This is a genomic window from Sorangium sp. So ce128 (assembly GCF_051525245.1).
Taxonomy (GTDB): Bacteria; Myxococcota_A; Polyangia; order Polyangiales; family Polyangiaceae; genus Sorangium; species Sorangium cellulosum_B.
On sequence record NZ_CP150313.1, the window covers coordinates 1,093,029 to 1,118,701 of the forward strand.

Annotated in this window: 19 protein-coding genes and 3 pseudogenes; 9 read left to right on the forward strand and 13 right to left on the reverse strand. The window is 70.6% G+C overall.

What is annotated here, in order from left to right:
- Window positions 1-53: 53 nt before the first annotated feature.
- Entirely contained in the window at window positions 54-320 is a 267-nt protein-coding gene (locus WME82_RS04270; protein WP_438041778.1) for a hypothetical protein, read from the reverse strand.
- Window positions 321-703: 383 nt separating this feature from the next.
- Between WME82_RS04270 and WME82_RS04275 the strand changes: the two genes are divergently transcribed.
- The gene (locus WME82_RS04275; RefSeq protein WP_438041779.1) at window positions 704-2,956 is read left to right on the forward strand and encodes a prolyl oligopeptidase family serine peptidase; all 2,253 of its coding nucleotides are present in this window, start codon (window positions 704-706) and stop codon (window positions 2,954-2,956) included.
- A 63-nt stretch (window positions 2,957-3,019) separates the two neighbouring features.
- Here WME82_RS04275 and WME82_RS04280 read toward each other — a convergent pair whose 3' ends face one another.
- Window positions 3,020-4,345, reverse strand: coding sequence for a trypsin-like serine protease (locus WME82_RS04280; RefSeq protein ID WP_438041780.1), 1,326 nt, complete (start codon window positions 4,343-4,345; stop codon window positions 3,020-3,022).
- Window positions 4,346-4,703: 358 nt separating this feature from the next.
- On the opposite strand from WME82_RS04280, the gene WME82_RS04285 reads away from it, so the two are divergent.
- Window positions 4,704-4,892, forward strand: coding sequence for a hypothetical protein (locus tag WME82_RS04285; protein WP_438041781.1), 189 nt, complete (start codon window positions 4,704-4,706; stop codon window positions 4,890-4,892).
- A pseudogene (locus WME82_RS04290) lies at window positions 4,874-4,993 on the forward strand (carbohydrate ABC transporter permease); the annotation flags it as partial. The gene WME82_RS04285 and the pseudogene WME82_RS04290, both read left to right, overlap by 19 nt.
- Before the next feature lie 153 nt (window positions 4,994-5,146).
- On the opposite strand, the gene WME82_RS04295 reads toward WME82_RS04290, so the two are convergent.
- Window positions 5,147-6,265 carry an STAS domain-containing protein gene (locus WME82_RS04295; protein ID WP_438041782.1) on the reverse strand — a complete coding sequence of 373 codons (1,119 nt, stop codon included), beginning with the start codon at window positions 6,263-6,265 and terminating at the stop codon, window positions 5,147-5,149.
- A gap of 148 nt (window positions 6,266-6,413) precedes the next feature.
- On the opposite strand from WME82_RS04295, the pseudogene WME82_RS04300 reads away from it, so the two are divergent.
- Both WME82_RS04300 and WME82_RS04305 read left to right on the forward strand, forming a co-directional pair.
- Window positions 6,414-6,554 (forward strand): annotated as a pseudogene (locus tag WME82_RS04300) (zinc-binding dehydrogenase); the annotation flags it as partial.
- Window positions 6,555-6,598: 44 nt separating this feature from the next.
- Complete coding sequence (locus WME82_RS04305; protein WP_438041783.1) at window positions 6,599-7,486, forward strand: transglutaminase-like domain-containing protein; 888 nt, start codon at window positions 6,599-6,601, stop codon at window positions 7,484-7,486.
- A gap of 54 nt (window positions 7,487-7,540) precedes the next feature.
- Here the strand turns inward: WME82_RS04305 and WME82_RS04310 are convergent, their stop codons facing one another.
- Complete coding sequence (locus tag WME82_RS04310) at window positions 7,541-8,911, reverse strand: glycoside hydrolase family 15 protein (RefSeq protein ID WP_437914853.1); 1,371 nt, start codon at window positions 8,909-8,911, stop codon at window positions 7,541-7,543.
- 412 nt (window positions 8,912-9,323) lie between these two features.
- On the opposite strand from WME82_RS04310, the gene WME82_RS04315 reads away from it, so the two are divergent.
- Both WME82_RS04315 and WME82_RS04320 read left to right on the forward strand, forming a co-directional pair.
- Window positions 9,324-10,226 carry a LysR family transcriptional regulator gene (locus tag WME82_RS04315; protein ID WP_438041784.1) on the forward strand — a complete coding sequence of 301 codons (903 nt, stop codon included), beginning with the start codon at window positions 9,324-9,326 and terminating at the stop codon, window positions 10,224-10,226.
- A 97-nt stretch (window positions 10,227-10,323) separates the two neighbouring features.
- Window positions 10,324-10,746 carry a DoxX family protein gene (locus tag WME82_RS04320; protein ID WP_438041785.1) on the forward strand — a complete coding sequence of 141 codons (423 nt, stop codon included), beginning with the start codon at window positions 10,324-10,326 and terminating at the stop codon, window positions 10,744-10,746.
- Window positions 10,747-10,804: 58 nt separating this feature from the next.
- Here the strand turns inward: WME82_RS04320 and WME82_RS04325 are convergent, their stop codons facing one another.
- Window positions 10,805-12,502 (reverse strand): CotH kinase family protein, encoded by a 1,698-nt coding sequence (locus WME82_RS04325; protein ID WP_438041786.1) that lies wholly within the window; start codon window positions 12,500-12,502, stop codon window positions 10,805-10,807.
- 195 nt (window positions 12,503-12,697) lie between these two features.
- On the opposite strand from WME82_RS04325, the pseudogene WME82_RS04330 reads away from it, so the two are divergent.
- Window positions 12,698-13,408 (forward strand): annotated as a pseudogene (locus WME82_RS04330) (hypothetical protein); the annotation flags it as partial.
- Between the two features lie 46 nt (window positions 13,409-13,454).
- Here WME82_RS04330 and WME82_RS04335 read toward each other — a convergent pair.
- Window positions 13,455-14,939 carry a glucose/sorbosone family PQQ-dependent dehydrogenase gene (locus tag WME82_RS04335; RefSeq protein WP_438041787.1) on the reverse strand — a complete coding sequence of 495 codons (1,485 nt, stop codon included), beginning with the start codon at window positions 14,937-14,939 and terminating at the stop codon, window positions 13,455-13,457.
- Window positions 14,940-15,544: 605 nt separating this feature from the next.
- The gene (locus tag WME82_RS04340; protein WP_438041788.1) at window positions 15,545-16,210 is read right to left on the reverse strand and encodes a DUF4339 domain-containing protein; all 666 of its coding nucleotides are present in this window, start codon (window positions 16,208-16,210) and stop codon (window positions 15,545-15,547) included.
- 293 nt (window positions 16,211-16,503) lie between these two features.
- Between WME82_RS04340 and WME82_RS04345 the strand changes: the two genes are divergently transcribed.
- Window positions 16,504-17,295 carry an OmpA/MotB family protein gene (locus WME82_RS04345; protein ID WP_438041789.1) on the forward strand — a complete coding sequence of 264 codons (792 nt, stop codon included), beginning with the start codon at window positions 16,504-16,506 and terminating at the stop codon, window positions 17,293-17,295.
- Between the two features lie 30 nt (window positions 17,296-17,325).
- Here the strand turns inward: WME82_RS04345 and WME82_RS04350 are convergent, their stop codons facing one another.
- The 6 genes from WME82_RS04350 to WME82_RS04375 all read right to left on the reverse strand — a co-directional run bounded on the left by WME82_RS04350 (window position 17,326) and on the right by WME82_RS04375 (window position 25,333).
- Window positions 17,326-19,506 carry a hybrid sensor histidine kinase/response regulator gene (locus WME82_RS04350; RefSeq protein ID WP_438041790.1) on the reverse strand — a complete coding sequence of 727 codons (2,181 nt, stop codon included), beginning with the start codon at window positions 19,504-19,506 and terminating at the stop codon, window positions 17,326-17,328.
- Window positions 19,490-21,055 (reverse strand): methyl-accepting chemotaxis protein, encoded by a 1,566-nt coding sequence (locus WME82_RS04355; RefSeq protein ID WP_438041791.1) that lies wholly within the window; start codon window positions 21,053-21,055, stop codon window positions 19,490-19,492. The genes WME82_RS04350 and WME82_RS04355 overlap by 17 nt, the downstream gene beginning before the upstream one ends.
- Before the next feature lie 137 nt (window positions 21,056-21,192).
- Complete coding sequence (locus WME82_RS04360) at window positions 21,193-21,747, reverse strand: YfiR family protein (RefSeq protein ID WP_438041792.1); 555 nt, start codon at window positions 21,745-21,747, stop codon at window positions 21,193-21,195.
- A 102-nt stretch (window positions 21,748-21,849) separates the two neighbouring features.
- Window positions 21,850-22,203, reverse strand: coding sequence for a response regulator (locus WME82_RS04365; protein WP_438041793.1), 354 nt, complete (start codon window positions 22,201-22,203; stop codon window positions 21,850-21,852).
- Window positions 22,204-22,358: 155 nt separating this feature from the next.
- The gene (locus tag WME82_RS04370; protein ID WP_438041794.1) at window positions 22,359-22,859 is read right to left on the reverse strand and encodes a chemotaxis protein CheW; all 501 of its coding nucleotides are present in this window, start codon (window positions 22,857-22,859) and stop codon (window positions 22,359-22,361) included.
- 134 nt (window positions 22,860-22,993) lie between these two features.
- Complete coding sequence (locus WME82_RS04375) at window positions 22,994-25,333, reverse strand: TonB-dependent receptor (protein ID WP_438041795.1); 2,340 nt, start codon at window positions 25,331-25,333, stop codon at window positions 22,994-22,996.
- Between the last annotated feature and the right edge of the window lie 340 nt (window positions 25,334-25,673).

A 25,673-nucleotide genomic window follows, 5' to 3' on the forward strand; every position in this document is an offset into this window, starting at 1 on the left:
CAGGAACGGTCCTCCCCCCGCTTTCATGGACACCCCTCGTTGCGCGACGGGGATCAGCTTCTGACCTCTTCGTCCTCGCCTTCTGAAGGCGGAGGGCGCTCGCCCGCGGCGACCTGGAGCTCGCGGACGATCGACAGGAGCGCTGGACAGCAGAAGCGCTCGACCACGGAGCCGTCGGGCGCGAGCTCGAAGCTCGGCGGCTCGCCGTGCACCGGGCAAGCCACTTCGGCGTACCTCGACTCGAGATCCCTCAGGACGCTCTCGTCGACCTCGCTGACCTCGCCATTCGCTGCCGCCCCTTCGTTCCCGTGAGTCGCCATGCGGCGCACGGTAGCAGGAACGGCGCCGCGCCTCTCGCGGTGCCTGGGGGGCTCAGGCGACCTCTGCGATCGACGCAGGGGCGCCGGCGCCCCGCGGCCTCAGCCATCGAGACGCCGTGACCAGAGCGGCTGCCCGAAATCAGGCAGACAAAATAGCAGCGCCGCCGGGCGCCTCGGGGGATTAGGCGGAGGCCGCCGGCGGAGCTGGTCCCTGACTAAGCATCCTCCGTGCCAGGTACACACTTCGGAAATTCCCCTACTTATGTCTCGGGCGCCGATCGGGCGGGTTTCGATTCTGCGAGGATCCGGCTTGCACGGTTGCAGGATCGCGACGGCGCTCGCCCACTTCCGTGACCGCCCTGTCGCCGGCTAGCGTCGGGGACATGAACCGCCTGCGTACGACCCCCGCCTTCATCCTGGCGCTGCCGCTGCTCGCGGCGTGCAGCGCCCCCGCGCCGAGGCCGCTGGACAAGCCGGCCGCGTCCCCGGCCGCCGCGACCCCGCCGCCGCACGCCGCGCCGGCAGCGCCCTCCGGACCGGGGCGGCTTCCTTATCCGGCGACCGCGAAGCGGCCCGTGGCGAGCGAGTACCATGGCACCCGGGTCGTCGACGACTACCAGTGGCTGGAGGACGGGAGCTCCCCCGAGGTGGAGCGCTGGGTCGCCGAGCAGAACCAGCTCTCGCGCGGCGCCCTCGACGCCGTGCCGGCGCGCGGCGCCATCCGGGCGCGCGTGCAGGAGATCCTGTCGGCGACCTCCGCGAACCACTACGCGCTCGACGAGGCCGGCGGGCAGATCTTCGCGCTCAAGGACCAGCCGCCGAAGCAGCAGCCTTTCCTCGTCGTCCTGAGGTCCGTGAACGACCCCGCCTCCGCGCGGACCCTCGTCGATCCAGAGGTCATCGACCCGAAAGGGCACACGGCCATCGACTGGTTCGCCCCGTCGCGCGACGGCAAGAAGGTGGCTGTCTCCCTGTCCGAAGGCGGCACCGAGAGCGGGACCGTGCGCGTCTACGACGTGGCGACGGGCAAGGAGACGGGCGACACCGTTCCTTACGCGAACAGCGGCACCGCGGGCGGCAGCCTGGCGTGGACCGGCGACGGCAAGGGGTTTTACTACACAAGGCACCCTCGGCCCGGGGAGCGCCCGCGAGAGGACATGGGCTTCTTCCAGCAGATCTACTTCCACAAGCTCGGTACGCCGGACAAGGACGACAAGTACGCGCTCGGCACGGAATTCCCCCGCATCGCCGAGGTGGAGCTCACGACGAGCGAGAGCGGCAAGCTCGTGCTCGCCAGCGTGCAGAACGGCGATGGAGGCGAGTACTGGCACTATCTCCTCGACGCTTCGGGCAAGTCGACGCGCTTCGCCGACCTGCCCGACAAGGTCATCCGGGTCGTGTTCGGCGCCGACGACCGGCTCTACCTCCTGTCGCGCAAGGACGCGCCGCGCGGCAAGGTGCTGCGCCTCTCGCCGGGCAAGCTGGACCTCGCCAGGGCGGAGCTCGTCGTGCCCGAGAGCGAGGCGGTGATCCAGGACTTCTTGCCCACGGCAGGGCGGCTCTACGTCCGCGATCTGCTCGGCGGCCCGTCGCAGGTCCGCGTCTTCGATCTGAAGGGCAAGGCGCTCGGGACGGTGCCGATCCCGCAGGTCTCCTCGGTGCGGCAGCTCGTGCGCACGCAAGGCGACGACATGCTCTTTCGCGGCGTGAGCTACACCGAGCCGGCGGCCTGGTTCACGTACTCGGCCAGGGACGGCAAGGTGACGAAGACGCCGCTCGCGATGACGGCCCCTGTCTCCTATGCCGACGTGGAGGTCGCCCGGGAGGCGTGCACCTCGAAGGATGGGACCAAGGTTCCCCTCAACATCCTGCGCCGGAAGGGCGCGCCCCTCGACGGGACCGCGCCGGCGCTGCTCACGGGATACGGCGGCTACGGGACGAGCATGGCTCCCGGGTTCAACCCGCTCTGGCGGCTGTGGTTCGACCAGGGAGGGGTGGTCGCGATCGCCAACCTGCGCGGCGGCGGCGAGTTCGGGGAGGCGTGGCACCGCGGCGGCAACCTGACGAAGAAGCAGAACGTCTTCGACGACTTCGCGGCGTGCGCGCAGCACCTCATCGACGGGCGCGTCACGAGCCCGGCGCGGCTCGCCATCCGCGGCGGCTCGAACGGCGGTCTGCTGATGGGAGCGCAGCTCACGCAGCACCCGGAGATGGTCAAGGCGGTCGTGTCGCACGTCGGTATCTACGACATGCTCCGGGTGGAGCTCACGCCGAACGGGGCGTTCAACGTGACCGAGTTCGGCACGGTGAAGGACCCCGAGCAGTTCAAGGCCCTTCACGCCTACTCGCCGTATCACCACGTCAAGGACGGGACCGCCTATCCGGCGACCCTGTTCCTGACCGGCGCCAACGACCCGCGGGTGGATCCATGGCACTCGAGGAAGATGGCCGCGCGGATGCAAGCGGCCTCGTCGGGCTCGGCGCCCATCCTGCTCCGGGCGAGCGGCTCGACGGGCCACGGGGCCGGGACACCGCTCTCCGAGGAGATCGAGGAGCAAGCCGACGTGTTCGCGTTCCTCTTCAAGGAGCTCGGGCTCGGCGCCCCGCCCGCCAAGGACGACGCGGCGCCCCGGTGATGGAACGGCCGCGGCCGCCCCCGCCCGGGGTGCGGCCGCGGTCCGGTCGCTGCGTGTCTCGCTTCACCAGGTGGTGAAGTAAGCCCACGCCTCGTTTCCGGCGGAGGCCTGGAAGCAGTATCCGCCGTTGCGCTTCGCGGGCAGGGTGATGTTGCCGCCGCTGCACGCCACCGTCGTGCCGTTGACCGCGAACGTGCGGCCGCCCGCGAAGTTGCCGCAGTTGGCGCCGCTCAGGCTCGCCGTGGTCTCGAAGCAGCGCGCGCCGGAGCCGAGGCTGCCCGAGCTGTAGCTCGCGCTCGAGAACACGGTGGGGCCCGTGCACAGGCTGCTGCACGGCGCCGTCCCGGTGCTGGGCTGGCAGACGCCGGCCACGCAGCTCAGGCTCGTGCAGTCCGCGCCGGTGACGCACGCCTGGCCGTTCGCGCAGTCGGCCGCGCACGTGCCGCCGCAGTCGACGTCCGTCTCGGTGCCGTTCTTGACGCCGTCGGTGCAGGTCGGCGCGGCGCCGCCGTTGATCACGCTCACCCCGAGGCCCTGGAGCCACGTCGTCACCGGGTAGCGCGCCGCCGTGTCGAGCCGCGTGTGCCAGTTGGTCTGCGAGGGAGCCGGGCCGCTCCAGCCGGACGGGAACGTGTAATAGGCGTTGACACCCACGACCACGAGGTCGGTCGCGCTCTGCCGGTAGAGCGGGCCGCCCGAGTCGCCGGGGCACAGGCTGGCGTACGTGGTGCTGCTGGCATAACCCGGCGTGAGCACGTAGGCCGCGGCGACATCGTTGATGGCGGTGCCAGAGACGTACGAGCCCGGGTGATCCAGGATCGAGGCAGGCGCCGCGCTGAGGTCCTGGAGCTTGAAGAGCCCGCCGCCCCCGCCGCCGGGGTTCTCGCAGCCATAGCCGGTCGCCACGACGGGATCCCCCACCGCGACCGGCGCCCCGTCCACCACGCCGGCCGGGATCGTCGGCGAGAGCTCGTTGACGACGACCACCGCGAGGTCTGGCGCGTACCCCGGGTTCAGGACGTTGACCCCGCAATCGGTCGCTCCCCCCGCCAGCGCGGCGGCGCAGACCTCGAGCCACTTCGGATGGATGTACGTCTGCTGGATCGTCAGGTTGACGTACGGCGAGATCGGGGGCGTGTTGTCGGCGCTGACCGAGTACGAGCCGCCCGGCCCGTAGCCCGCGGCCACGGTCGCGGCGTACTCGTCATCGACGCAGTGAGCCGCGGTGAGGAAGTGACGCGGTCCGACCTTCGCGGCGGTGCACCCCGGGCCGAGGACCGTCGACGGATACTGCGATTCTAGCGCCGGCTGCCCCCCGATCAGCGCGTCGTCCGCCGCGCCGATCTCCTCGGAGGTCTCGCCGTAGCCCTCCACGCTGCAGGCGGCCAAGCACAATGAGAACAAAGCATATACAGATGAGCGCACTGGTTGCTTCTCCTGTCGCCCCGAGTGCATCGACGCCTCGCGCCCCCCGCGTCGTATCGGTGCGACGGAGGGTCTTTATGCCGACGGTTAGCCTCCTTCCAACTCGAATGCATCATGGGCCTCATGCAAGGCGTGCATGCCGTCGCCAGATCGCCACGACCGCGTCGCACGAGCCTGGGTCCGGAGGCGAGCCGAAGGAGCGCCGCCCGCCCCCGCGGCTCGCCGCGCCGGCCACGGCGCCCCGCCGCCCCGCCGCCTCGACGCCCGCGATCCGGGGTCGGGCGGGGCGCGACGCCCGCTCACGGCCGTTGACTATGAACCGATGAAGTGCTCTGCTCGCGCGCGCTTCTTGCGGGTCTTGGGGCACGTCCTTGGGCACGTCCTGCGCCCGGCGCTGGAGGTGGTTTGCGCCGGTAGCCTGCCTGGGCTCGCGCGGCTCTCCAACTACCGCACGGCGTTCGACGTCGGCTCTCCGATAGGCGGTGAGCTCCTATCTACTGGAACCAGGTGATGGCCGCCTCGGTGGTCGTCAGCGTGCCTGTGGTGGCCGGGTTCCTGCTGCTCCAGCGCTACCTCGTCCAGGGCCTCACCGCGGGCGCGGTGAAGACCTGATCGGTCGGGACGGGTGGTGTCGCCTCGGGCCGGCCTGGAGGGGCACGCGCCGGGGCGCAGGCGACGGCGCTGCTGCGAGCGCTCGATGGCTTGAGGGTGGACAGCAGGGCATGGGTCCGCCCGCCGCGCTGTTTGCTGTGGCCGGGCGAGCGCTCACCGCTTGCGGGACGGAGCCTCTCCACGGGGCAGCGCCGCCGGCCGATGCGCCTCTCCACGGGGCAGCGCCGCCGGCCGATGCGCCTCTCCACGGGGCAGCGCCGCCGGCCGATGCGCCTCTCCACGGGGCAGCGCCGCCGGCCGATGCGCCTCTCCGCGTTCGCCTCGCTCGGGAGCGCGCGCCGCGACCGTCGCGTTCCGCTGCGCCGCGACCGCCGCGCTCCGCTGCGCCGCCCCGCGGCGCGCGGCGAGGGCCCGGGTCAGCCCCTCGGCCAGCGTCGCCGCGGTGTCGAGGCCGCCGAGGTCGACGCCGAGCTCGACCAGCGTCTGCGCCAGCGCGGGCGAGACGCCCACCAGCGTGCAGGACGCGCCGAGCAGCCGCGCTGCCGACGCCGCCCCGACGAGCTGCGCGGCGGCCCGGGCGTCGAGCGCCGGCACGCCGGTGATGTCGAGCAGCACCTGCGCCGCCTGCTGCGCGGCGATCGCCTCGAGCAGGCGCTCAAGGAGCGCGCTGGCGCGCGCGTCGTCGATCATGCCCACGATGGGGAGGCAGAGCACGCCGTCCGCGACGCGGATCACCGGGACGCTCATCGCCTGGATCGCGTCCCGCTGCGCCGCGATCACCCGCACCGTCTCTTCGAGCTCCCGGTTGCGCGCCTCCAGCGACGCCTGGAGCGCCCGCTGGTCCTCGATCAGGGCCTCGTATTTGTGCTGGATCTCGGCCGCCTCCGGGACGGCGAACTGGAACAGCACGCCCTCGAAGCCGTGCCCGGCGTCGCGCACCGGCACGCCGAAGGAGCAGACCCACACCGCTCCGCCCCTCTTGCCCGTGAGCTCCTCGACAAGGTCGGTGTCGTAGCTGATCGGCGGGATCGCGACCTCCTCGCCGCGAAAGAACCGCTCGACGTGCGGCATGATCCCGTTCTCGACGAGCTGCGGGTCCTCCAGCATGTTGTAGTTCAGTTGCAAGAACACCTCGGCTGGGGCCCGCCAGAGCGCTTCCCAGCCGGCATTGACGGCGTGGGTCCTGCCGACGGGGTGGTGGATCGACACGCTGAAGCAGCGCGCCGCCATCAGCGCGCGCCATCTGCGTGCGTCCGCCCGCAGCGATTCCATCTCCTGCTCCATCGCCTCCAGGCGGCGAACCAGCTGAGCGCTATCGTCGTCCCCCTCGTATCCCATATGCCCGAGTGTTCCCCGAGCGGCGCCGGGCTGTCCAGCGCCGCACCGGGCGAGCGGGCGATCTCGCGCAGCCGGCGGCAGCGCTTCCGGAAGCATAGGCACCTCTGCGGTGCAGCTCGCAAAGCACTTCGGGGCGGAGGTCACCGGCGTGTGCAGCACGGCGAACCTGGGGCTGGTGAAGTCGCTGGGGGCCGACACCGTCATCGATTACACCAAGGAGGATTTGGCACCATCCCCCTGGACAGCCTACCTCGTGGAGAACGAACGATGACGACCACCGGAGAGATCCTCGATTTCTACACGCGCCCCGCGGCGATGACGTCCGGGGGCGCGCACGCGCCCCGGTTCGACGAGCTGCCGGGCGACGTGGCCTCGCTCGTGCGCGTCGTGCAAGGCCTCTTGCTGCACGTGCACTGGGCGCAGGCCTACGGCGTGGAGCTCTCGGACGAGCGCCGCGCCGAGTCCCACCTCCGCCCGACGGACCGGATGCTGGATCGCCTTTTCGCCCACGACGATCGGCCGCTCTCCGCCGCCCGGCCGCTCGACACGCGCCTCGTCGGCTCCTGCCGTGACTTCACGGTTCTCCTGGTGGCCTTTCTGCGCGCCAAGGGGATCCCTGCCCGCGCCCGCTGCGGCTTCGGCGGCTATTTCCACGCCGGGGACTTCGTGGATCACTGGGTCTGCGAGCACTGGAACGCCGCCGAGGAGCGCTGGGTCCTCGTCGACGCGCAGATCGACGACGTTCAGCGGGCGGCGCTGAAGCCCGACTTCGATCTGCTCGACGTGCCGCGCCACCGCTTCGTGGTGGCGGGCGACGCCTGGGCGCAGTGCCGCGCCGGGGAGGCCGATCCGTCGAAGTTCGGGATGTTCGACATGCGCGGGCTCTGGTTCATCAGCGGCAACGTCCTGCGCGATCTCGCGGCGCTCAACAACATGGAGATGCTGCCGTGGGACGACTGGGGTGCGATGATCGGACCCGACGAGCCGCTGCGGGACGACCAGCTCGCGCTGTTCGACCGGCTCGCGGCGACCACCCGCTCGCCCGACGCGCGCTTCGCCGAGCTGCGCCAGCTCTACGAGGGCGACGAGCGCCTTCGGGTGCCGGCGATCGTCTTCAACGCCGTGCTCAACCGTCAGGACAACACGCTGACCTGACCTGCGTCGAGCCCCGCCGCCGGGCACCTCTCGTACGTGCGCGCCGCGCGCTGGCTACCCGTGGCGGCTTGGAAAATCCCCCACGGCGGCCTCGCGCGCCCTGACCGCGCTCCGGAAGGCGGCGTAACTCCAGCTCAGATCGCTCACGCTGCATTCGTACCCGTTGTCGCGATCGAACTGCTCGCTCAGCTGGAGGCGATCGGAGTGGTAGATCACCGCCTCGAGCATCCTGTCGCCCGCGTCGATCAGCTTCGCCGCGATGTCTGGATCGGCGGGATCGCTCACGCCCACCTGCGCGAAGAACTTCTGCGTCGTGGCGTTCACGAGCACGGCGCCGGGGGAGCTCTTGATCTTCGCCGCGAGCATGAAGTAGAGCTCCGCGAAGTTGCACGTCGTGAGCGCCCACGGGTGACCGGCGTCCGGACCGTGATCCGACAGGTTGCCGTCGTACGTATCCTCGGGGTACCGCCCGATCATCGGCCCCCTGCTCCGAGGCAGCGCCCGATCGGCGTCGTTGATGCGGTACCGCCGCTCGCCCTGGGCGAACGCCTCGCGCACCAGCGCGGCCGTCGAGAGCAGCACCGGGTCCGCGCAGTTCGTGGAGCCGTAGACGGCCGACATGACGATATCCACGTTGAGCGTCGCTCCCCTGCCTTCGGCGGGCCTGCCGTTCGGGCCCGTGATGGACGCGTAGTACGGCTGCCCGTCGTACGTGCCCTGGTGCGTCGCCATCTGGCTGCCCAGCCACTCTGCGGCCGCCCACATGTCGTTGATGTACGGAGAGAGCCCGTGCTCGTCGGCGCGGCTGATCAGCGAGAGGAACGCCTTTCGCTGCACGGAGCGGGCATAGAAGCTGAACCCGGCCGTCTCCTCCCAGAGGTTGTGCGTCTGCTCCTTGTAGGCCGAGAGGAGGTACCGGGTGTCCTTCTCGATGATGGACCTGGCCGTGGCGAGCGCCTGCAGCGAGAGCCGATCCTCGATGGCGAGCAGGGACAGGATGCGGTGCGCCGGGCCATCCGTCTGCGAGGTCCAGTTGTCGCGCACGGTGCCGTCGATGTGGAAGCACGCCAGCGCGAACCTGCTCGCTCGCTCGGCGTTCTCCTGGCACAGCGCCGAGAACATCGTGTAATCCTCGCAGAGGGTCCGCGCCGTGAAGACCGGGTTGTCGAGCGCCTCCGGAATGCAGATGGCCGCGTCCCGGATCCAGTGGTGCACATAGTCCTGGTCGGTCTGACCCCTGTCGTCCGGCAGGGACGGGGACGCGAGCACACACCCCTTGACGGACTGCATCGCGCCCTTGCTGAAGACCCAGGTCCCCGTCGCGATGTTCCGCAGGAGGAGCACTTGCATGTACTTGCTGATCGCGTCGAACGATACGGACGAGACGTCGACGCTCGTGCTCAGGTAACCGAATGAACTGGCCATGGGACCCCCTCTCTCTCGTGGTTTGTTCCTTTATAGCGGGGCGCCGATCCGTGCGCTACGCGCGATCGCGGCGATGTGGTGTGGGAGGCCCTGCTCGAACGCCGTCTTGTTGCTATCCGTTCGCATGCCCGGGCACGGGGCTTGCCCCTGGCGTGCAGGGATCCCGCGCGCGGAGCGACGCCACCACCGGCGGCGCCGGCGCGTCGAGAGCAGGCGTGCGGCGGTCGCGCGCCGCGTCACGCGGCCAGCGGAGCGTCGCGGCGTTGTCGCCTGGTCTCCTCTGAACATCGCGCTCCGCGAGCGGCCCGGCCGCCCGCCGCGCGGCGCCGCGTTCGCCGGGCCGCGGCGGGCGACGCCGATCCCGGGATGTTCGCCGTTGCGAACAATCCGCCCCGCCGCGCACAGTGGGCGCATGGTCGACCCGCTCTTCGACGATCTGCCCGCCCTGCTGTGCTTCGCGCGCGTCGTGGAGCGCCGCTCGTTCACCGCGGCCGCGGCGGAGCTCGGGGTGTCGAAGTCGATGGTGAGCACCCGGGTCGCGCGCCTGGAGGAACGCCTCGGCGAGCGCCTGCTCGTGCGCACCACGCGCAAGCTCACCGTCACGGACGCCGGCATGAACCTCTATGCGCGCTGCGCGCGTGTGCTCGAGGAGGCCGCGGCCGCGGTGCGGGGCGCGTCCGACGCCGACCGGGGCCGCATCCGGCTCAACGCGCCGGTCAGCTTCGCGCAGATGTACCTGGCGGAGCCGCTCGCGCGGTTCCTCCGGGCGAGCCCGGGCGCGCACGTCGAGCTCATGCTGAACGACCGGCTCGTCGACCTGGTGGAGGAGCGCGTCGACCTGGCCATCCGGATCACGAAGCTCAAGGACTCGAGCCTTGTCGCGCGCCAGCTCGCCACGACGGCGCTGCACGTGGTCGGCGCGCCGGGCTACCTCGAGCGGCGGGGGCGGCCCGAGCAGCCGGGGGATCTCCTGCGCCACGACTGCCTGCGCTACCTCCACCTGCGCGTCGAGGACGAGTGGCGCTTCTACGGGGCCGGCGGGCGCATCTCCGTCCCCGTCTCCGGCCCGCTGACGGCGAGCAACGGGACGGCGCTCCGAGAGGCGGCCGTGTCCGGGATCGGCCTCGCGGTGCTGCCGCGCTTCATGGTCGACGAGGATCTCGCGGCCGGGCGGCTGGTCACGCTGCTCGACGCGTTCGCGCCCCGGCCGATGGGCATCTACGCGGTGCACGCGGCTGGCCGGCGCCCGCCCGCGCGGGTGCGGCGGCTCATCGACCACCTGGCGGCCGCGTTCCGCGGGATCTCGTGGGCGTAGCGGCAGATCGTTCTCCTCGGAGAACAATTCGTTCCCGGGCGCGCTCTACCGTGGCGCGGCGCCGGGGCTTACTCCTCGGGTCATGGAGGCATCACCCATGAACCGTGTCGAAACGATCCTCTCCGTTCCCCGCTCGGCCGAGCTGGCCGCGCTGATGTTGCGCCTCGGGCTGGGCGCCGTGTTCCTGGCGCACGCGATCGCCAAGCCGCTCGTGTTCACGTTGCCGGGCACCGTCGCGTTCTTCGCGGCGAGCGGCTTCCCGGGCTGGACGGCGTATCCGGTGTTTCTCGCCGAGCTGCTCGGCGGCGCGGCGCTCCTCGCCGGGCTCAGGACGCGCCTTGTCTCGCTCTTGCTCCTGCCGGTGATGATCGGCGCGCTGCTCGTGCACCTGCCGAACGGCTGGATGTTCGCCGGCCAGGGGGGCGGCTGGGAGTACGTCGCCTTCCTGATGATCGCGCTCGGCGCGCAGGCCCTCCTCGGTGACGGCGCGTTCGCCGTGAGCCGGCTGCAGCGCAGCTAGCGCCTCGCCGCGCAGGGTCGAGAAGGGCCGCGCGAGCTGCGCGGCGGCTCGCGCCGCGTCACGGCAAGTTGGCGTCCATCCAGGCGAGTCGGGCCCGCAGGAAGTCGCGCATGCTCTGCAGCTGCCCCTCCCACGTCGGCGCGGTGGGGCCGCCGAGGAAACCCTCGCTCGACTCGATGACGCTCGACACCGGCCACTTGGCGAAGTCGCGGACCACGGCCTGCGAGAGCGGCGCGCTCAGCTCGTTCATGCGCTGCTCGATCGCGGCCTCGGACAGGTGCGTCTGGCGAAGCGCCGTGTAGCGCGCCTTCACCTGCGCCATGAAGCTCGGATCCGCGGTGAGCTTCTGATACCAGTTGTTGACGTTCCTCGTGCCGCTGAAGCGCCAGCCGGTGTCGTTCGCCGATTGCGGCGTCGCGCTCTGGGCGCCCACGCCGCCGAGCGCGAAGTTGTAGTCCCACAGCGGCCCGGCCTTGAGCTTCTGATCGCGATCCTTGAAGTAATACGCGCTCCGCACGTACGCGTCCACGTTGAGCGTCAGCTCGCTGATGATCAGGTAATCGATGAACGACGGCACGTCGATGTACGACGCGTAATCGCCGATCGGCGTCTGGTGGATGCTGTCGTGGAACTGCTGGATGTACTGCGTCAGCCAGGTCGTCTGCTCGTCGTTCAGGGGGTCGGGATCCACGACCTCGAGATCGATCCAGCACGTGCCGCCCTCGTCGGGGCGGGGACCCCCGCCGCCGCCGAAGCTGAACGACGGGAGGGGATCCGACCCGGTGCAGGCGAGCTTCGGCTCCTCGGCGGCCGCCTGGTCGAACTTGAAGATGTAGCCGCCGCTGATGTCCGGCAGTGCCCGGTCCGTCTCCTTGAGCTCCTTGAGATCGGTGCGGACCTTGTTGTTCTTGATGGTCTCCGAGATCCAGTAGATGCCCTGGTAGTCCGCTTCGCCGACGACGCGCGCGTCGTAGTTCAGATAGACCTCGGCGAACTCGACGCGTGGCGCCTGGAGCCCCATGTCGCGGCCGAGGGTGAAGGTGAACGGATTGCGGATCAACGTGCGATCGTAATAGGGAGGGATCAGCGCCCAGTCCGAGTCGGCGGGCATGCCCAGCACCGGGTAGTCGAGGTCCTTGTCGTCGTTGCCCCACAGCTCGAGCTTGTACGGTGTTTGCGGGAAGTTCTGCGACGACTGACCGCGCACGTGATACCCGCCGCGCATCGCCATCGTGGGCAGCGAGGCGATCGACGCGACGCCGTTGACCGGCTCCCAGATCATCACCGCCGCGTCGAAGTAGACCTCCTTGTCGGTCGGCTTGCCCATGCCGTAACCGTCCATGATCACGATGGGAAGATCGGAGGTCGCGTCGAAGGTGCGCGCGATGTAGAGGCCTGTGCTCACCGCGCCGCTCGCGGCGCCTCCAACGAACGTTTGCGCGCGGACCTGCGTCGTTTCAGTGAGGGTCACGGGCTCGCCCGTGTACAACGTGGAGGACGCGGTCGGCAGCAGCCCGTCCAGCGTGTAGCGGATCTCTGCCCCCTCGATCGCGGTGGACATCCCCACCTGGATCTGATCTCTGAACGTCTGGCTAGGCGTGGAGAACGACACATCCCCGATCAGGGACGGGGGCGGCGCCGCGGTGCCGCTGCCGTCGCCAGCCGGTTCCTGGCCCTGGCCGCAAGCAACGCTCAGAGAGATCAGGGCGAGCGAGATGGAGCGGTGAAACCGGGCAAAGCGCCCTCGTTTAACCATGGTATGATTTTCCACTGCGACCTCATTCAGAGTTCAAGGATTCTCCATTCTACTGACACACAGGGCTGCAGCGCTATCCGTTTCGGGCGCGGCGACTCGAGCTGCCTCGTGCCTCTCGGCGGGGAGCAGCTCACACCTTGTAAGACGGCGCGTGTGAACGTAGATCACGGGGTAAGGGCGGCGCCAGCTGGGATTGGAATGGTGGCATGGTCGCGTGGGCAGGACGACCCCGCCGCCGAGACGCTCTTCTCCACGCTGACCAACGTGAGCTTCGACCCCGAGGCGCTCCTCGAGCTCTGCCTGGAGTGCGGCCAGGTGAACCTCCTTGTGATGAGGATGCTCGACGAGGGCCACCGCGTGCGCTTCGGCGAGCCGCAGCCGGCGATGGTCCGGGAAGGCACCGTGGCGGGGCCGGGGATCCTCGTCTCGGGGCACGATCTCTCGGACCTCGCCGAGCTGCTCCGGCAGTGCGAGGGGACGGGCGTGAGGGTGTACACCCACGGCGAGATGCTGCCGGCGCACGCGTATCCGGAGCTCGCGAGCCCGCCGCTGCCCGACCACTTCGTCCGCGAGACCGAGGTCGGCTACCACCACGAGGCGATCCTCGCGCACGCGGGCGCCATCGTGGAGGCGGTGAAGGCCGGGAAGATCAGCCGGTTCTTCCTGATCGGCGGCTGCGACGGCCCCGAGGCGGCGCGCAGCTACTTCACGGACTACGCCGCGCAGACGCCCCGGGATTCGTTCATTCTCACGCTGGGTTGCGGCAAGTACCGTATTCGCAACCAGGACCACGGCACCCACCTCGGCCTGCCGCGGCTGCTGCAGCAGCGCTACGATCTCCGGCTGACCGGCAGGGCGCCGTCGATGGACCTGCTGCAGCTCCACCGGGCGCCCGCGAGCGCCTGAGCGCCTGTGCGCGGGGTTGCCCGCGGCGCGCCCGCCCTCTGTTGGCTCAGTGCGATGTCGTGTACTTGAACTCGAGGATCGCCCCCGGGTTGTCCAGGACCGTCGTGACGCCGCCGGTCGGTCCGCTCGTGTTCCCCGTGGTGTCCGTGATGATGTAGAAGGTCTTGCGGTCCGGGCTCATCGCGAGATCGCGGTACCGGTTCGTGCTCTGGAAGAGGACGACCGGCTCGCCCTCCACGGTCTTCCCGTTCGGGCTCAGCTTCACCTGGTACACGGCCCCCTTCTTGAGGGAGGTCATCAGGAGAGAGTGATCCCACCCGCGGATGCCGTGCCCGGCAGGGTAGTAGTGGAGCGAGGAGGGCGCGATCGTCGGCCAGCAGATGTACTGGCTGAAGCCGCACGCCCAGTCGAAGAAGACGTAGTCGCTCGGGACGGTGTAGAAGGTGAGGAGCGGCTCCTTGAAGTCCGGATGGCTGAAGGCGCTCTCCAGCTGCCGCGGCACGGACGCGGGAGGAGCCCAGTCGCTCCAGAAGAGCTCGTTGCACGGCGTCGGGCTCGAGGCCGACCAGTTGTCGTACGTGTACGCCTGGTCGTCCTGGTAGCCGGCGACGTACGGCCAGCCATAGTTGTTGCCGGCCTGGATGAGGTTCAGCTCGTCGTCGCTCTTCGGCCCGTGCTCGTTCGCGTAGAGCTTGCCGCCCCGGCCGAACGTGAGGCCCTGCGCGTTGCGATGGCCGTACGAGTAGATGTGGCTGCGGACCCCGTCGATCTCCGGGTTGTCCTTCGGGATCGAGCCATCGACGTTCAAGCGCAGGATCTTGCCGACGTATTTCTGCCAGTCCTGCGCCGCGACCTCGGCCGCCGTCGGCAGCTCCTGCGCGCGGTTCGGGTTGCACATCCTGGCGAACTGGTTGTTCCCCTGATCTCCGATGGTGTAATAGAGCTTCCCATCGGGGCCGAACAGGAGCCGCGCGGAGTTGTGATCGTCGCTCCCCGGCAGGCCCGTGATGACGTCGACAGGGTTTCCGAGGGTCTCGGTCACCGGGTTGTACGTGTAGCGGCGGATCTTCGTCTTGCGGTCCACCGCTGGATCTGCCGCGACGTTGTAGGTGAAGGACACGTACACGTAGTCCTTCCCTTTGTGCTTGAGCAGATCCGGGTGCAGCGCCAGGGCCAGCAGCCCGTCCTGACCTCCCGACTGGAACGCCTCCGGGATGGTGATCGCGGTCTTCTGAAGGCCGTCCTCCGGCCTCACGCGCACGACCCGCTTCCCTGTGCGCTCGGTGAGCCACAGGTAGTCATCCGGTCCCCAGACGATCCGCATCGGAAACGAGAGATCCCGTACGATTTCGCGCGAGGTGAAGGTCGGCTCCTCGCCCGAGCACACCTCATCGGCATCGCCGGGATCCTCGGCGTCACCGGGATCCTCGGCCTCCTCGGCGACGATGGCCTGAGCATCGGATTCGAGCGGCTCGTCCGGGGGACCCGCCTGGCCACATCCGGTGAGGCTCCACGAAGCCGTGGTGAGCAAACCAACTTGAGCCAGAACAACAGCCAGGTTGCGTGAGATAAAGGGCGACATAGGACTACCTCCCTGTCTCGATCAAGGGACTTTCAAGTGTCGGTGCTAACCAGATCCCACCGCGCCATGGCGTGGCGGACGCGCTGGGAAAATCTCGGCATACAACCGGGGATTGTGTGACATCCGGTAGGGCCCTCCCCGATTAGAGTAAGGTCTTTACTATAGCAAATGTGGAGCTCGCTCGCACTGACAACGTTGATTTGCGATGTCGGTGGATGACATTGTGCGTGAACGAGCCACTGTGTCGCTCCTGGCGCGGACATGGCTGCTCCGGTCGGCTCGACGCCCAGCGCGAGGCGCGACCGCGCGTTGCGTCGAGCGTCGGGGCGATCCACCGCTGACAGCGCGTGGCGCGGCGGAGGTGCTCTCACGAGACGAAGGCGAGCCGCCGGGACGCCGAGGAGCGCGCCCTCCTCGCTCTCATGGCGTCGCTTGCGCCTCGGCGGCCTTCGTGTCCGGGTCGCCGTGCCAGGACGGCCGAGCGTCGCAGCGCGGCCGAACTCGCGATGTCGCGTGTCGCGCAGCGCTCGAAGGAGCGCTGGATCTCGGTGGGGTTACTTCGTCGGCGCCGGCTCTGCGGACACGTCGAGCTTCTCGATCGAGCGCGGGGTCCCGAAGCCGGGCCCGCCGAGCGCGGTCTCGACCTTCAGATACACGCCCTGATGCCCGGAGGAGCGCGCGGCGTCGAGGAGGACGTCATTGCGGTAGAGCGTCACGACCAGCCCCGCGACGACCGACAGCGCGAGCGTCAGGCGCTGCGCCCGGCCCGTTTCGCGCGCGCGGGGCGCCGCGTAGGGCGACTCGTTGAACAACTCCGGCTCCCGCGCCTCCGGCATCCACGGCGGCGAGGTGGGCCGAGACGCCGCGAGCATCGCCGCGGGCGGCGCCTGCACCTCGGTCCGCGTCACGAGGTGAGGCGAACTGTCGTCCAGCGCTCCGATCGGCATCGTGGCGCCGAGCGGCATCGTGGAGAACATGTTCGACGCCACCGGCGTCGGATGGTCGGAGTCCATGCTCCGCCGCGCAGGCGGCGGAGGCGGGCCCCGGCGCGCCGTGCTCGGCGGAGGACCCTGGACCTGCGCCGGCTCGGGGGGCGTCGGCTCGATTCCCGCCACGACGCCGAGCGGCTGCCAGGCGGCCATCCCGGGGCGCCATATCTTCGTCGTCTCGTCGATCACGTCGAGACGGAACAGATCGTCGAGCTTGTCCAACGTGAGCACCTTGATGTCGTCAGGCGCGATCGCGACATGCCAGAGACTCTCGCGATCATCGGTTGCCGGAACGGGCGGCGCCGGGCGCCTGGCCGGAAGGGGCGGCGGTTTCATACAAAGTCCTCCCTTGCGTCCCCGAGGATGCCACGGCGCGAGCGCACCGTACACACCGACATGAGGCCCCGCGTGCTTTCGAGACGGTGCGGATTTTTGCAATGAGTGAGGTGTGACCCGTCGCGCTGGCGGGATCCTCGCCATGCCGGTATTCTCGCCGGCGATGGCGGCGGAGCATGGAGGCAGTCATGAACATCGCGGATGAGGCGATCGTGGCCGGCAACAGCGCTGGATCGTCCAGCTTCCGACGCTGGATGCGCGTGATGCCGGCGCTCCTCCTCGTCGCGGCCGCCGCGTTCGTGGCGGCATATTACGTCCCGCTTCACCACGCTCACGTGCTCTTGCTGGAGGAGCAGCGGAAGTCGACCCAGAGGGCCAAAGAGCTCGAACAGACGCTGAGCCAGGTGCGCGGGGAGCTCCAGGCGAAGACGGCGCAGATCGAGAAGGGCGAGGCGGAGCGGCAGCAGACCGAGGCCGCGAAGAAGTCGGGCGCCGAGCGGGTCGGGCAGATCAAGGCGGAGCTCGCGGGGAAGCTCGACAAGCACGTCAAGAAAGGGGTCGCGGCGGTCGCGGTCGCGGAGGGACAGGCGTTCGTCGCGCTCTCGGAGAGCGCGGTGTTCCTCCCCAACACGGTCGACGTGAGCCCGCAGGGGCAAGCCCTCCTGTGCCAGGTCTCGGGCGCGCTGTCCTCGAGCGGCGGCGGCCAGGCGGCGCTGCGCGTCGGCGCGGTCAGCGGTCCTCCGGCCTCGGTGCCTGCCCCCTTGCAGGCCGCCTATCCGACGCCGTGGGAGCTCTCCGCGGTCCGGGCGGCGACCGTCACGCAGACGCTCCAGGACAAGTGCGCGGTGGCAGGGGCCCGGCTGTCGGCGGTCGGGTACGCCGAGCACGACCCCGCGGCCGCCGCGCTCGGGGAGACCAAGCTGCCTCCGGGGCGCGTCGAGATCTCCGTCGCGCTGCCGGCGGCCTCCGCGGACAAGTGACGGTCGCGACGGCGCTGGACGTGCGCGCCGTCACGCGCCCCCCAGGCTGGCCGCGATGATCCGGCGCAGCTCCTCCTCGACGAACCGCTGCTTCGACAGCACCGCCCGCACGCCGAGCCCGCGCAGCGCGGCCTCGCTCTGCTCCTGCGCCGCCGTCGTCAGCACCACGACCGGCACCCGGGCGAGCCCGGGCGAGCGCCTGAGCTCCGCCACCATCTCCAGGCCGCTCATGTAGGGCATCTCCAGGTCGGTCAGCACCACGTCGGGCGGCGCCGCCCGCGCCCGCGCGAGCCCCTCCCGACCGTCGCTCGCCTCCTCCACGCGCAGCCCCATCGACCGCAGGATGCCGCAGAGCAGCTCCCGCGCGACGGGCGCGTCCTCCACGACCAGCGCGAGCGGCTCCCGCTTCTGCTCGGCGGCGGCGGTGAAGGGCGCGTCCCGGGGCGCCTGCCGGGCGTACGTGAACAGCCGCTCCACGTCGAGGAGCAGCATCGCCTCGCCGTCCGCCGTCGGCGCCACCCCGCGCACGAGCGGCGAGGTGAGGGGCATCTCCTCCGAGCGCACGAGCGCGACCAGCCGAGGGTTCTCGTAGCCGTCCACGCTCACCGCGAACAGGCCCGCGGCGTGGTGCAGCACGAGCGCCGCGTCCCCGGGCTCGGGCAGGCCTCCGTCGCCGAGCACCGCCCCGAGCGCGTACAGCGGCGCGAGCTCCGCGCCGGCGCCGCTGGTCAGGCGCACGCGCGGCCCGTCGGGGGCGCGCAGAAGCTCCTCGTCCTCCAGCAGCACGACGGAGTGCACGGCGTGCGTCGGCACCGCGCACCGGAAGCGCCCGCTGGAGATGGGGACCACCTCCTCGCCGTGCAGGTTCTTCGGCACCACGAGCACGATCGTCGTGCCGAGCCCGGGCTTCGAGTCGACCCGTACCTGCCCGCCCAGCGCGCCGATCTCGCGCGCCACGATGTCGAGCCCGACGCCCCGGCCCGAGATCGCGCCGACGCTGCGGCTCGTCGTGAGCCCGTGCGCGAACAGGTACGGGATGAGCTCGGCGTCGTCGAGGGTCGAGGCGCCCGGGACCGACGGCGCGAGCACCTCGCGCAGGCGGGCGAAGTCGACCCCGCCGCCGTCGTCCTTCACCTCGACCCGCACGGCGGCGTCGGTCTGGACCACGGTCACCGCCACCGTCCCGCGCGCGGGCTTGCCGCGGCGCGCCCGGACGTCCGCCGGCTCGATCCCGTGGTCGATGGCGTTGCGCACGAGGTGCAGGAGCGCCGGCTCGAGGCGGCGCTCCACGGCCGCGTCGAGCAGCCCCGTCCCCTCGACCCGCGCCTCGACGTCCTTGCCCAGCATGCGCGCCGCGCTCCGGGCGGCGAGCGACACCTGGTTCAGCAGGCGCTCGGTGCGCACGACCGACGCCCTCCGGACCACCTCGTCGAGCTCGCCGAGCGCGCGCCCCGCCGCGAACTCGTTGCTGGACCAGTCCGCCCGGACGGCGCTCAGGAGGCGCTCGATCTCCGCGCCATAGCCGAGCGTCTTCGCGATGCGCTCGGCAAATCGATCCACATCCGCGCCGCGGGGGTCGATCTCGACGAGCAGCGCGCGGAGCATGCGCTGGGACTCGCGGAGCCGCCGCTGGATGACCTCCCGCTCGCCGTGGAGCCGCTGGAGCTCCTGCAAGAGCGCCCCGACGGCCTCGGCGTCGAGGGCCGCGCGGGCGGTCGGCTGGGCGGGGTCGGGCGGCGCGTCGGGCTGGTCCAGCCGCGGCGGCAGGACGCTCTCGTGCACGGAATCAGGCGCCGATACGAGCGGCGGCGCGAGCTCGCCGTCGGGCGGGCCGCCGCCGCCGAGCTCCGCGCGCGCAGCGCGGAGGGTCTCCTTCACGATCTCGAGCTCGGGCGCGGCCTCGTCGCCGGGGCTCGCCGACAGGAGCCCTAGCCCCTCCAGCGCGCCGAGGAGGCTGTCGCCGGTGAGCTGCGTGGGGCGCGCGCCGCCCCGCACCGCGTCGATGACGTCCTCCGCCAGCTCGGCCAGGTCGCCGCACGCGGCGAGCTCCAGCATGTGCGCCTCGCCCTTCAGCGTGTGCAGGAGCCGGCGCAGCACCTGCAGGTTACCGCTCTGCCCCTGCTCGTAGCCGAGCCACAGGTCCGTCGCCTGGGCCACGCGGTCCGGCATGGTCCGGTGGAAGGCGGCGACGAGATCAGCCCGGCTCCTCATCCGCGTCCGCCTCCGCGCTCTCGGGCTTGCCGGCCCTCGCCCCCAGCGGCTTGACCCGGAAGGCCTTCGCCGTCGTCTTGAGCACGTGCGACAGCTGGAGCAGCGACTCGGCCGAGCGCGTCGCGGCCACGCTGCTCGTCAGCGTGTCGTTCACCGCCCCGACGATGTTGACGATCGCCGTCTTGACCCGCGCCGTCCCCTCGCGCTGGTGGTCCACCGCGTCCGAGATCTGCGCGGCGGCCGCGGCCGTGTCGCGGGCCAGCTTGATCCCGTCCTCGGTCGCGAGCACGGACGCGTGGGAGGCCGCGTGCATGTTCGCCACGAGCCTCCGGATGTCGCGCACCGAGTCCATGACGTGCTCGGACAGGCGGCGCATCTCGGCGGCCACGAGCGAGAACCCGCGCCCCACCTCGCCGGCCTTCGTGCCCTCGAGCGCGGCGTTGAGCGCGAGCAGGTCCGACTTGTCGGCGATGCTCTGGATCAAGGACAGGATCTCGCCGATGCGGTCCGAGTGGGAGCTGACGAGGCGCGTCTGCTCCGCCGTGTGCTGGACGCTGACGAGGCTCCGCTGCGCCGTCTCGTGCACGGTGGCCGCGTCCTTCGCGATGTGATCCGCGCTGGCGGTCAGGGCCTCGACGGTCCGCCGGATCTCCTCGAGCGCCGCGTTCTGCTGGCTCGCGCTCGTCTCCTGCTCGCGCACCGACGAGAACATGCCGGCGGCGGCCGACGCGACCTCCGCCGAGGTGTTGCCGATCCGCGAGGCGAGCTCCTGGAGGCTCGTCACCATGGAGCGGAACGCGGCGAACAGCTCCCCGTCGCCGGTGATCTTGCACGTGAAATCGCCGCCCGCGACCCGCGCGGCCGTCTCCTGGAGCTCGCGCAGCTGGGTGTTCATCCGCTCGAACGCGCTGGCCATGTCCCCGAGCTCGTCGTCCGAGATCCTGAGGGACAGCCGGGCCGAGACGTCGCCGCGGGCGATCCGGTCCGCCGCCTCCTTGATGTGCGCCATCGAGCGCGTCATGCGCGCCGAGATGACCCAGGCGAGGCCCAGGCCGAGCAGCGCGATCCCCGCCGATTGCAGGGCGATGGTCCTGCGCGCGTCGGCGCGGCGCTCGGCGATCCGGTCGCTGCGCAGCCCGACGGCCAGCGTCCCGAGCTGGCGATCGCCGTTCCGCGACCGGATCGGGGTCTCGCTGACGACCACGCCGGCGTCGCCCCGGCCCCGCGCGCCCTCGGGCGCCTGCGCCGCGCCGATCGCGGCGATGCGCTGCCCCCTCGCGTCGTAGACCGACACCCAGCTCACCAGGGGATCGGTCATCGCGGTGCGCAGGGTGTCCGGGAAGGTCTCCGGCGGCTGCTCGAGGTCCATGGCCACGCCGATGGGCTCCTTCAGCATGGTGGCGAGGATCCCGGCGCGCTCGCGCAGCTCGGCCTCGCTCGCCCGCGCGGCGTGTTCGGGGATCAGCCACAGATCGAGCGCCGACAGCACGATGGCCACCGACGCGACGAGGGCGGCGATCTTCCAGCGGATAGAGCGAAAGTTGAGCATGGCGGGTGAGGGGCGGCGATGGCGGACGCTGAACGAGGGGCGCTGGATGGGCGATGGGAGATCGCGAGTCGTGAACCGTGAGCCGTGAACCTGCGAGCGGCGATGCGCGGTGTCCGGTGACGGACGCCGCGAGGGCCTCAGTCGACGATGCGGGCGAGCCGGAGGAGCTGCGGGTCGAAGCGGAGGCCGACGGCGTTGGCGTGCTTCACGTTCAGCAGGAGCTCGGGCTTCGCGCCCGAGAGCCCCACGGCGACGTCGCAGCCGCGCTTCGTGTCGTCGCCGTCGCCGCACACGACGATGCGGACGACGGCTCCCTCGCGCGACGGGATGTCCGGGATGGCCGCGGCGAGCCCCCGCGCCACATAGACCACCTCGGCGCCGGCGGCGCGCAGCGCCTCCTGCAGCTGGGCCCTTCCGCTGTACGTCACGCGCAGGACGGACGCCGGCCGCTTGGCCACGGTCGTCTTCGCGGCCAGCCTGGAGAGCACGGCCGCCATCGCGCTCGCGTCCTCCGCGCTCGCGCCTGACTCCGCCCCGACGACCGCGAGCACGGCCGTGCCCGCGCGGCTCGCGAACCCGCTCTCGTAGCCGATCGACCGCAGGAGGATGGCGCCCCGCAGCTCGTAGGGGACGGAGGCGGCAGAGCGGCTCTCGGTGCTCACGGTCGTGAAGAGCGCTGCGGCCATCAGCATTCGAATCGACGAGATCGGAGACACCATGTTCCGCTGGCGAGCTGTGTACGATCGCGGACGGATCCTCGACGAGCGTGGCATCAGGCGACCGCGGTCCCCACGTCAGCGTTCCTTGCCGGCGAGCCGCTTGACCAGGGCCGGCAGACGATCGAGGTGGCGCTTCGAGAGGACCGCGTCCGCCTGGACCTCCAGCTTCAGCTGTTCGAGCTCCCGCTCGGAGTGTCCGGACATCAGGATGACGCTGAGCTGCCCGAGCCGCTGATTCTTGCGGAACAGGGTGAGCAGCCGGTCCCCACGGATGGTGGGCATGAAGACGTCGAGGACGACGATGCGCACCTGGTGCCGCACGATGGCCTGCGTCGCCCCGATGGGGGAGGGGAGCGCGAGCACCTGAAAACCGGCGGAGCCCAGCACGCGAGACACCTCTTCTCGGGCGATCTCGCTGTCGTCGATCACGAGCACAGGCGCGTTTGCCGGCGCGTTTGTCAACGTGCTCGCCGGCGCGCTCGCCGGCGACCGCGACAGCGGAGCCGCGCTCGCCGGGGACGCCTCATCGGCCGAATCGAGCGGCGGTCTGGCCCTGGACGCAGGTGATCGGGAGCTCGGAACGCTCATGGATTCGACCAGATGCCCTGAGCTTCGCGCGTCGCCACGAAGGGCCGAGGCGCAACGTCGGAAGCGTCGACCAGGTGGGTCACGTCGAGGAAGGTCACTGCTCCCTCGCTGGTGTCGACGACAGCGTTCGGCACGGGCTCCCCGAACACCTCGACCGCGGCGACACACCGCGTCTTGCCGGCGGGCAATCCCAGGTAGCCGCGCGCAGCGCGGCAGACGACGATGCGGAGCGGGGTAGCCGCCGGCTCCGCGAGGACGGGCGACACGATCACGATGATCCTCCCCCGGTCCTGGAGGATGCCCATCACCCGGGGGTCGGTGCGCGGCAGCGGCAAGGGGGCGCGCCACGCGATCACCTCTTCCACCTGCTGCGCCCTCAGCGCGAAAGTCACCGAGCCCATGTCGAAGAGCAGGAAATCGACAACGGCCCTCTCGCGCAGGCCCTTGTCCGGGGCGTCGTCGCGCAGATCGTGAACCTGGCTGATTGCTTCGGACAAGGTGTCCTCGATTTATCACAAGGGCAGACGCCGGGGAGGTGCATTCGTATCGGGCTGCGTGGTGTCAGGAGATTTCTGACGTCGGTTCTGCTGTCGCTGTCGTGCGCGCCGCCTTCCCGCGCAGGCCGGCGGCGTCAGTAAGACGCCTCGACCGAGGCGCCCACGTAGGGGCGACCGGTGGTGATGATCAGCCGGTGCGAGTCGTAGGACGGTGGAGGGACCTTGTTGAAGGTGAGGTTCTTGCCGAACACGGAGACCCAGACGCGCTCGAGCGGCGAGAAGGATACAGCGGCGTCGAGGTTGAACGCCGATCGCGCCGCCATCCGATCTCTGGGCGGCAGATCGTCCGTGTCGTGGGCGGGCGCGTCCCTGGAGCCGTGGCTGTTCATGCCAGTCCGGAAGGTCGCGGCGAGCCCGGCGGTGAACCGGCTGGCGCTGTAGCTCAGGTGGCCTTTGACGAGGTGGATGGGGTAGTTGGCCCAGGTCTCGCCGTCCCAGTTGGTCAGGATGTTGAGGTCGCTCTCGGGGCCGAACGGCTTCGACACGCTGTACCAGAGGTCCCCCGCGAACCCGCCGCCGAGGTCGCCGATCGCGCCGATCTCGCCGCCGAGGGCGTCGACGTCCGCGGTGCTGTTCGAGAAGCTGCCCCACCAGCCGCCCGCGGACGGGTGCCTGGGGTTGTGGGCCACGTGGTCCTCGAAGTCCTCGGGCCGCACCTGATCCCACGACACCCAGCCGAGGGGGTTCTTGTAGCGCTCATAGAAGACCGCGACGTCGAGGGCGAGGCGCTCGTCGAGCAGGCCCACGACATAATCGAGCTCCACGAGGTGGGAGGACTCCGGAACGAGCGAGGGGAGCGGCGCGATGGGCTCGTCCTCGAAGGCGGCGTTGAATTGCTCGAGCCAGTTGAAGTAAGCGGCGTCCGGGAAGCGGAAGCCCTTCTGGTAGGACAGCTTGACGTTCTGCGTGTCGCTGATCGCGTAGGCGGCCGCGACGCGGTAGGAGGGGCTGCTCACCGGCTCGGGCTCGCGCGAGAGGCCCCCGCGGAGGTTCAGCTCTCCAAACTCGGTGTGATCGAAGCGCAGGCCCGCGGAGACGGTGAGATCGCGGAAGGTGGCGGTGCTCTCGCCGAAGGCGGCGAGCTCGGTCCACGAGAAGCTCTCCGGGGACTCGAAGGCGGTCCCGTAGAGCCGTCCCCAGCGGGACCTCTGGCCGCTGAAGCGCTTGTGGCTCGCCGACGCGCCGATCGCGAGCTGGCTGTTCGGCAGCGCCGTCGTCTTGTAGACCGCCTTGATGTCCCGGTGCTCCTCGCCGAGGCCCCCGACCGGCAGGACCCCTGCGCCCGGGACCGGATTGGACGCCTTCGCCATCTCGTCTGCGACCCAGTCGGCCGGGACGAGGGCCGTCTCGAAGGCCGAGAAGGTCGGGACCAGCTCGACCTTGTGCTGCCTGGACAGGTGGACGTGGATCTCCGGCGTGACGGTGAACGTCCTCTGTCGCAGATGGCCGGTGTTGCTGTCGGACCACTGGCCCGCGAGCTGCTCGCGGGTCATGGCCCTGTTCGGGGCGTTGCCCATCATCGACGTCTGCGCGTAGTCGAGCCGCAGATCGACGCTGACGGGGCTGCGCTCGGAGCCGTAGCGGAAGCGGCCGAAGCCCTTGTAGCTCGGCTCGCCGAGGGCGTTGACGCGCGTGTGGCGCAGGAAGGGAGACGTCGTGACGCCGGCGTAGCCCTTGCCGTACAGCTCCGCGGTGTTCGGCCGGGGCGCCTCCGGCAGCTCTCCTTCGTTGTCGGCGTGGCCGAAGTAGAGGAAGCAATCGGCGTTGTGCTTCTCGCTGAGCAGGCCGCCGTAGCTGACCTCCAGGGTGCGCGTGTCGCCGGAGGCATACGACGCCTTGCCCCAGAGCCCGGGGCGGGTGATCCCCGTGGGCCTGAGGACGTTGACGAAGCCGCTGATCGCGCCGGAGCCGTGGACGATGGCGCCGGGGCCGAGGATCACCTCGACCCGCTCGATGTCTCCGGTGAGGGGCACGGCCAGCGTGCTCCCGATGGCGCCGAAATGGGCGCGCATGTTCGTGTTCACGCCGTCGACCATGACGAGCGTCTTGGCGTTGTTGTCGATGAGCACGCCGCGCACGCCGATGAGGCGCGAGGTGCGCTCGTGCTCGCCGATCAGGACGCCGGGCTGGTGGGCTTGCAAGAGGTCGTCGAGCGAGCGGACGGCGTGGAGCTTCAGCGTGCGCGCATCATAGAGGCGCGCCTGACCGGTCGACGTCTTGCTCTCGGTCTCGAAGAAGCCAGTCGACGAGACCTTCACGTTGAGCAGCTCCTCGAGATCGAGCGAGAGGAACTGCCCCTGACCGCCGTCATCGCCGCTGGCCAGCGCCTCGCTCCCCGGGGTCTGCGCCCAGGAGGAGCCCGCCGCCCCGAGAGGGCATAGCAGCGAGCAGAGGAGCAAAGCCGACTTGCGCATCGATTCCCCACGTTCGAGCGCCGGGCAGGGCGCACAGGATCGGGGCGAGCCGGCGTGCCGGTGGCCCGAGGTCCTGGAGCACGCCTGGACCGCCGGCCATGGCGGCGCGCGGCGGCGCCAGCGGGCGCGCGCCGCCCGGTCTCCCCCACGAGTCTGCAACGGATCTGTTCGCTGACTTGCTGTATTGCGCGAACATCCCGATGTTACACGAATACCAGGATGCGTCAACGGCTGTCCTGAACGCTCGACGTGGAGCGCCGCGAGCCCGCCGGCGCGCTCTCGACTCTCGAGAGCGCATCTTGGGAGCGGGAGTTGCACCCGGGGCGCGACTCGACGGGAG

What these genes read in the sequence shown, in the direction of transcription:
- WME82_RS04325 (WP_438041786.1), bottom strand. Translation starts at nt 12,502, where the DNA reads ATGGTTAAACGAGGGCGCTTTGCCCGGTTTCACCGCTCCATCTCGCTC.
- WME82_RS04310 (WP_437914853.1), bottom strand. Translation starts at nt 8,911, where the DNA reads ATGGCCAGTTCATTCGGTTACCTGAGCACGAGCGTCGACGTCTCGTCC.
- WME82_RS04320 (WP_438041785.1), top strand. Translation starts at nt 10,324, where the DNA reads ATGAACCGTGTCGAAACGATCCTCTCCGTTCCCCGCTCGGCCGAGCTG.
- WME82_RS04375 (WP_438041795.1), bottom strand. Translation starts at nt 25,333, where the DNA reads ATGCGCAAGTCGGCTTTGCTCCTCTGCTCGCTGCTATGCCCTCTCGGG.
- WME82_RS04355 (WP_438041791.1), bottom strand. Translation starts at nt 21,055, where the DNA reads ATGCTCAACTTTCGCTCTATCCGCTGGAAGATCGCCGCCCTCGTCGCG.
- WME82_RS04275 (WP_438041779.1), top strand. Translation starts at nt 704, where the DNA reads ATGAACCGCCTGCGTACGACCCCCGCCTTCATCCTGGCGCTGCCGCTG.
- WME82_RS04305 (WP_438041783.1), top strand. Translation starts at nt 6,599, where the DNA reads ATGACGACCACCGGAGAGATCCTCGATTTCTACACGCGCCCCGCGGCG.
- WME82_RS04295 (WP_438041782.1), bottom strand. Translation starts at nt 6,265, where the DNA reads ATGGAATCGCTGCGGGCGGACGCACGCAGATGGCGCGCGCTGATGGCG.
- WME82_RS04315 (WP_438041784.1), top strand. Translation starts at nt 9,324, where the DNA reads ATGGTCGACCCGCTCTTCGACGATCTGCCCGCCCTGCTGTGCTTCGCG.
- WME82_RS04360 (WP_438041792.1), bottom strand. Translation starts at nt 21,747, where the DNA reads ATGCTGATGGCCGCAGCGCTCTTCACGACCGTGAGCACCGAGAGCCGC.
- WME82_RS04345 (WP_438041789.1), top strand. Translation starts at nt 16,504, where the DNA reads ATGAACATCGCGGATGAGGCGATCGTGGCCGGCAACAGCGCTGGATCG.
- WME82_RS04350 (WP_438041790.1), bottom strand. Translation starts at nt 19,506, where the DNA reads ATGAGGAGCCGGGCTGATCTCGTCGCCGCCTTCCACCGGACCATGCCG.
- WME82_RS04285 (WP_438041781.1), top strand. Translation starts at nt 4,704, where the DNA reads ATGAAGTGCTCTGCTCGCGCGCGCTTCTTGCGGGTCTTGGGGCACGTC.
- WME82_RS04270 (WP_438041778.1), bottom strand. Translation starts at nt 320, where the DNA reads ATGGCGACTCACGGGAACGAAGGGGCGGCAGCGAATGGCGAGGTCAGC.